At 62.8% G+C, this 5,183-nt stretch carries 7 protein-coding genes; 3 read left to right on the top strand and 4 right to left on the bottom strand.

Annotated elements, in window-relative coordinates; all coding sequences use genetic code 11:
- The 3 genes from WAW39_RS06470 to WAW39_RS06460 all read left to right on the top strand — a co-directional run.
- Positions 1-384: helix-turn-helix domain-containing protein (locus tag WAW39_RS06470; RefSeq protein ID WP_422316972.1), on the top strand; the 384-nt coding region annotated here is incomplete at its 5' end.
- 121 nt (positions 385-505) lie between these two features.
- Positions 506-793: a hypothetical protein gene (locus tag WAW39_RS06465; protein WP_422316969.1), complete on the top strand. Its 288-nt coding sequence runs from the start codon at positions 506-508 to the stop codon at positions 791-793.
- A 394-nt stretch (positions 794-1,187) separates the two neighbouring features.
- Entirely contained in the window at positions 1,188-1,442 is a 255-nt protein-coding gene (locus tag WAW39_RS06460; protein ID WP_422316967.1) for a hypothetical protein, read from the top strand.
- A gap of 231 nt (positions 1,443-1,673) precedes the next feature.
- On the opposite strand, the gene WAW39_RS06455 is transcribed toward WAW39_RS06460, so the two are convergent.
- The 4 genes from WAW39_RS06455 to WAW39_RS06440 form a co-directional block, all read right to left on the bottom strand.
- Entirely contained in the window at positions 1,674-2,618 is a 945-nt protein-coding gene (locus tag WAW39_RS06455; protein WP_422316965.1) for an alpha/beta hydrolase, read from the bottom strand.
- Positions 2,619-2,731: 113 nt separating this feature from the next.
- Positions 2,732-4,033, bottom strand: coding sequence for a type II toxin-antitoxin system HipA family toxin (locus tag WAW39_RS06450; RefSeq protein WP_422316963.1), 1,302 nt, complete (start codon positions 4,031-4,033; stop codon positions 2,732-2,734).
- Complete coding sequence (locus WAW39_RS06445) at positions 4,033-4,284, bottom strand: helix-turn-helix domain-containing protein (RefSeq protein ID WP_422316961.1); 252 nt, start codon at positions 4,282-4,284, stop codon at positions 4,033-4,035. The genes WAW39_RS06450 and WAW39_RS06445 overlap by 1 nt, the downstream gene beginning before the upstream one ends.
- Positions 4,285-4,417: 133 nt before the next feature.
- Positions 4,418-5,053: an adenylate/guanylate cyclase domain-containing protein gene (locus WAW39_RS06440; RefSeq protein WP_422316959.1), complete on the bottom strand. Its 636-nt coding sequence runs from the start codon at positions 5,051-5,053 to the stop codon at positions 4,418-4,420.
- Positions 5,054-5,183: the final 130 nt, after the last annotated feature.

Below are 5,183 nucleotides of genomic sequence, written 5' to 3'. Positions count from 1 at the left end.
CACGTGGAGGCGGTGTGGTTTCGGCTGGAGGAGCAGCAGGGCGCGGCCACGCAGAAGGCGGACCCGCTGCAGCGTGCGGTGGCGCACCTGGCCTTTCGCATGCAGTGCCCGCTGCGGCTGACGGAAGTGGCGGAGCAGGTGGCCTTTACCAGCGCGGGAAATTTATCCCGCCTCTTCCGCAAGCACCACGGGATGAGCTTCCAGGGATACCTGCACAAGCTGCGGCTGGAGAAAGCGGCGGAGCTTTTGCGCAGCACGCGGCTGCCGGTGGCGCGGATCGCGCATCGGGTGGGCTACCGGGATGTGTCGCGCTTTGGGCAGCACTTTAAACGGTGCTTTCAGGATTCGCCGGCGAGGTATCGGAGATCAGCGAAGGGGGAATGACGGCGAGGCCGTGGACAAACGGGGCCGGCGCTCTATGAATGGGCGCTGGCGGGTGCCGGGGAGTGAATTTTAAAGAACTGTTTATTTGAACAGCTATTTAACCTGTGCCATAGGGTGCCGCATGAGCCCGAGTCCCCATGATCTTGCTGAAATGGCCGCCGCAATCGAAGGTACGGAAGTCGCCGCACGCCAGTGGCTGCAGGCGGGTTTTTCGCCGGGGGACGCGGCGGCGTATGTGCGTGCGGGGTGCTTTGATGTGGACCGCACGGAGGAGCTGCGGCGGGCGCACATCACGCCCGGCCAGATCGCGGCGCTGGGGCTGGGCTGGGACTTCTGCGCGGGGAAGGTGGCGCTGGAGGAGCTGCGCGTGAACGGCGGCGCGCAGGCGAAGACGCCGGTGCTGTGGTGAGGGCGAGGTGTGGATTTGTCGCGGTTGTTTTTCACGACACGTGCGGCTGCAGCTGGCCGCGCGTTACGCCCAGGAAGAAGTGGCTCGATTTTGCGCCGCCATGTCGCCGCGTTTTGAGGCTGTGATTCCGCCTAACAAAGCCGCGCAGCATTGAAAAGCAGCCGGGCAACTCCCGCTGTTCTTTGCGCCATGGACGCTCGTCTTTGCCGCAGAGGAGCGGAGAGGCAGAGGGTGCAGAGATTGAAACAAAGATCCGGAGGCTGATCTCTGGACCCTTTGCGGCAAAGACGAATGAGGCTGCGTTTCCTGCAGCATGCAACCTGATGGTGGGATGCTCGGGCCAAAATATCGAACAGGCATTTGCCCGGAGGACAAGCTGCTGCGTTAGATGCTCATGCTTTCTCCAAGCCACCTTTGCCCGCATGGCATGGCCTATGATTTTCTCGCCTCAGCTGCGACAGGGAGGGAGACCTTTGAGTGCATGCTGAACTGGCTCCTGCTCATCAGTGGCATCTGCGTGCTGGGGGTGCGGGCGCACAGGCTTTCCAAGAAGGAGAAGATTGCCCCGCCAGCCAGCTGGCTTGTTCCGCTGGCCGCAGTGGCGGGAGTGCTGGTGGGCATCGCAGGGCTGCTGGGCTGGATGAAGTGACTCTGCCACCCGGGCGCTGCACATGCGCGGCGGGCATGGGAGGGTGCGCCCTCGCTGCGCTGTGTGAAGCGGAGGGTTTGTGTGACGCGGGCACCTTCGACTGAGTCCTATAAAATGTCGGCGCTCCCAGTATGGATGCAGGGTGCGCGGGGCTCAAGGAGGATCCGATGGGAGGACGTGTGGTATCTGCTGGTAGGTGTACCTGCTTAGTGACAGGTTTTGATGCCGGGTCTAGTCGATGGGAGTGATGCGGAGGATGCCCTGCTTGGCAGACCACAGAAGGGCGGCGGCTTTCCACTGCTCCCAGAGGGGGCCTTTGCAGCCGTTGAAGCCGTGGCCGCCGGTGGGGAGCTCGAGGAGCTCGACGGGGAGGTGGTGGGCCTGCATGTTTGAGGCGAACTGGCGGCTGTTTTCGATGGGGACGGGTTTGTCATCGATGGCGTGGGCGAGGAAGACGGGCGGGGTGTCTGCGGTGACCTGGAATTCGTTGGAGTAGAGGCGGACGAGGGCGTCCGAGGGGTTTTCGCCGAGGAGTTCTTTGCGGGAGCCGGTGTGGGTGTACTCGCCCATGGTGACGACGGGGTAGATGAGCCAGGCGAAGCTGGGGCGGGAGCTGAGGCGCTCGACGGGATCGGTGGCGTCGGGTTTGCCGGCATCGAAGTGGGTGGTGGCGGTGGAGGCGACGTGGCCGCCGGCGGAGAAGCCGAGGATGCCGATGCGCTGGGGACTGAGGTGCCAGCGCGTGGCATTGGCACGGGTGAGGCGCATGGCGCGCTGGGCATCGAGGAGGGGCACGGCGTGGCGGAGCTTTGGCAGGCGGTATTCGAGGATGATGCAGGCGATGCCTTTACTATTGAGCCATTCGGCGATGGGGTAGCCTTCGCGGTCGGTGACGTGGCGAATGTAGCCGCCACCGGGGCAGAGGACGATGGCCATGCCGCTGGCTTTGTCGGCGGGCGGGAGGAAGACTTGCAGCTCGTGCGTGCTGGCCTCGAAGGTGCCATCGCCAACGGGGGCTTTGCCGGGCCAGAGGGCGATGCGCTCGCTGGGGGTGGGCTTGGGGGCGGGTGGGGTGGTGGTGGCGGCTGCGGGCTTTGCGGGGGCTTCAGCGGCGGGGGTGAATGAGGTGAGGCTGAGCGCGGTGAGGAGGAGGCAGGAGAGAGTGCGGAGGTGCATGAGAGAGAAAGTGTTTGGGAAGAGGAAGAGTGAGATGAGTACGTGGGAGAGGGGTGGGATTGAGCAGCGGAGTTTTGACGTGCCGTATCCCCTGCCCTCTCGAAGCATCCCCTTCAGATTCTCTCAAGCCGGGATTGAAATCCGCGATGCACGGAGGCGTGGATCTCTTCAGGAAAGCCGGGGGGCAGCTCTTTTTCCACGGCTGTCAAAGCGGCGGCTGCATGCGAGGCAACGTCATCGAGAACTTCCTGCGCGAGCGCGGCGGGCAAACCGGCGCGCTCGGTGGTCTGGATGAAGTGGCGGCCCTGAAGGTAGTCTATACGATAGTGCCGGCTGTCGCCTGCGAACATGGCGAGCTTCATGTTTTTCTTGAGGATGTGACGGGCGTCCAGACTGGGCTGCGCGGTGAGGACATCATAGATGGGTGTCAGCATGAAGCGGCCGCCGGGGCCGAGAAAGAGACTGAAGTTTTTGGCGTGGCCATCCGTGGCGCCCATGAGCCAGTAGAGCACCTGCGCCTTTAAAAATTGCTTCTGATCTGCGGCGGGGGTGTCGCTGGCTTTGAGCAGAGCGAGGATGTCCACCATGCCGGGGCCACCTTCGTTTTGATACTTGCGAGTGGGCGGGATGGACAGGGCCTGACAGCAGTCCTCCTGCGGAACGCGGAGCAGCCGCCCGTCCTGCGTCCAGCGCCGGTCGAAGCGCTCAATGACGACGGCTTTTGTTTTCCCAAAGCGGCGCATCTTCACTGCGTTCACGGGGAGGCCGAATGCGGCCACGAGCTTGAGGCAGTAAAATTCATTCTCCACGCTGTGGGTGAGATCGAGGCCATTGGGGAGAGTGCCGAGCTGGGTTTTAAAAATGTGGGTGGTGGGCGTGGTGCCGTGGGGCTTCCACCATTTTCCTTCGTGGCGGAGCAGCGCGGTCTTTTCCTGCGCACCGGCCACGGAGATGCGGAAGTCTTTGTCTTGATCCAGCCCGAGAGGTGCCTGGGCGAGATTGTTGAGAAGTTTCTCGATGTCCCGGTCGCTGACGGGCTGACCTTCGATGCTGGTGGTGTCGCTCGCAGCGGGATCGCCATCGGGTATGAACTGCAAAGCGCCGACGCAGTCGCGCCCGATGCGTGAGAGCATGCTGTAAGAGTCGGTGCCATCAGCGCCGACCTTCTCAGCAATGCGCCGCCGGAGTGCCTCGGAGTCGGGCAGGAGGTTTTCAAAGACGGCGTGGACGGGAGCGCCTTTGTAGGCGTCTTCACGCAGCGGCAGGGAGAGCGATACGGGACTGGCGCGTTCGAGCGCCAGCCAGCTCTCAGCGTAGCGAAAGGAGATGACGCCACCGGGCTCTTTCGAGAGATGCCCGACGAGGCGGTTGTTGAGGAGGACGCGCAGGGGGGCGTGTTGACGGTTGCGTGGCATCAGAAGTCTTTCTCAAGGTCCTGGCTCCAGCCTTTGGAGCGGGGGCCGACGTGGAGCTCAAGATCGAGCGCGGAGAGAACGGCCAGCAGCGTTTCGAGCCTGGCCGCAGGATTGCCGGTCTCGATCAAGGAAATGGTTTCCTGCCGCAGCCCGGCCTTTTTACCGAGCTGGAGCTGACTCAAGGCGCAACGCTTGCGCGCACGCCGGATGATGGCGCCCATTTGTTTTGGATCGCGGGCGAGGTCACTCATGTTCTCACATTATGCGCTGAAGGCGATATGATGTCAATATCGTGAATGGCACATAAAATGATATTATGCGTTAGATCACATAAGTGGAACAATCTGTTTAGATCTGGCGATGCTTGCGAGTGGCGCTGCTTTTTCAGAGATCGTAGAGCAGCCGGGCGGCGCTGCTGGCGCCGGGGGGGAGGTCTGGGATGGATTCGAACTGGAGGCCGGGGATTTCGGCGGCTTCGGCGGCGGATTGGACGGATTCGGTGACGAGGATTTCCCAAGCTTGGGCGGTGTCTTCGCCGAGCTTGCTGGCGGCATTGACTTCGCGGCCAAAGACATCGTAGTCGCCGATGCGGAGGACGGGGCCGTAGCCGAGGCCGATGCATTGCAGGATGTGCTCCTCCTGGGGCTTGCCGGCGTTGTAGGCTTTGGCGGTGCGCTGCATGTCGATGGCGCACTGGAGGGCGCTGGCGACGGTGCGGAAGATGATGAGCATGCTGTCGCCTTCGACTTTCAAGAGGATGCCGTCGTTGCTGTCCACGCAGGGGGTGAAGATGCGCTGGGCTTCATAGATGACCTGCAGGAAGTGGACGATGCCGAACTCGGCGACGTGGCGGGAGAAGCCGGAGAGATCGGTGAACATGATGGCCCAGGTCTCGCCAAAGAGATTCCAGATGCGTGCGTCCACGGCGGCGCGGTCTGCGCCGGGGGTGAGGCGCTCTGCGAGCAGTTTTTCCAGACGCTCCTGCGAGGCGTGGATGCCGACTTCGTGGATGGAGGACATGAGGGGCTGCATTCAAAAAAACGGGGTGGTGGGTGCGGGGCCGGTGCGGCGCGGTGATGGATGGGAGGACGGCGGGTGTGGAGGATTTGGAAGAGGGCTGGATGCTAGGCAGTGTTTTAAAACCAGTTTG

This window comes from Prosthecobacter sp., from assembly GCF_049294395.1.
Taxonomy (GTDB): Bacteria; Verrucomicrobiota; Verrucomicrobiia; order Verrucomicrobiales; family Verrucomicrobiaceae; genus Prosthecobacter.
This window is presented reverse-complemented; position numbering and strand designations above follow the sequence as displayed.

Coding starts and splice junctions, on each gene's coding strand:
- WAW39_RS06440 (WP_422316959.1), bottom strand. CDS start 5,053: ATGTCCTCCATCCACGAAGTCGGCATCCACGCCTCGCAGGAGCGTCTG.
- WAW39_RS06450 (WP_422316963.1), bottom strand. CDS start 4,033: ATGCCACGCAACCGTCAACACGCCCCCCTGCGCGTCCTCCTCAACAAC.
- WAW39_RS06445 (WP_422316961.1), bottom strand. CDS start 4,284: ATGAGTGACCTCGCCCGCGATCCAAAACAAATGGGCGCCATCATCCGG.
- WAW39_RS06455 (WP_422316965.1), bottom strand. CDS start 2,618: ATGCACCTCCGCACTCTCTCCTGCCTCCTCCTCACCGCGCTCAGCCTC.
- WAW39_RS06460 (WP_422316967.1), top strand. CDS start 1,188: ATGCTTTCTCCAAGCCACCTTTGCCCGCATGGCATGGCCTATGATTTT.
- WAW39_RS06465 (WP_422316969.1), top strand. CDS start 506: ATGAGCCCGAGTCCCCATGATCTTGCTGAAATGGCCGCCGCAATCGAA.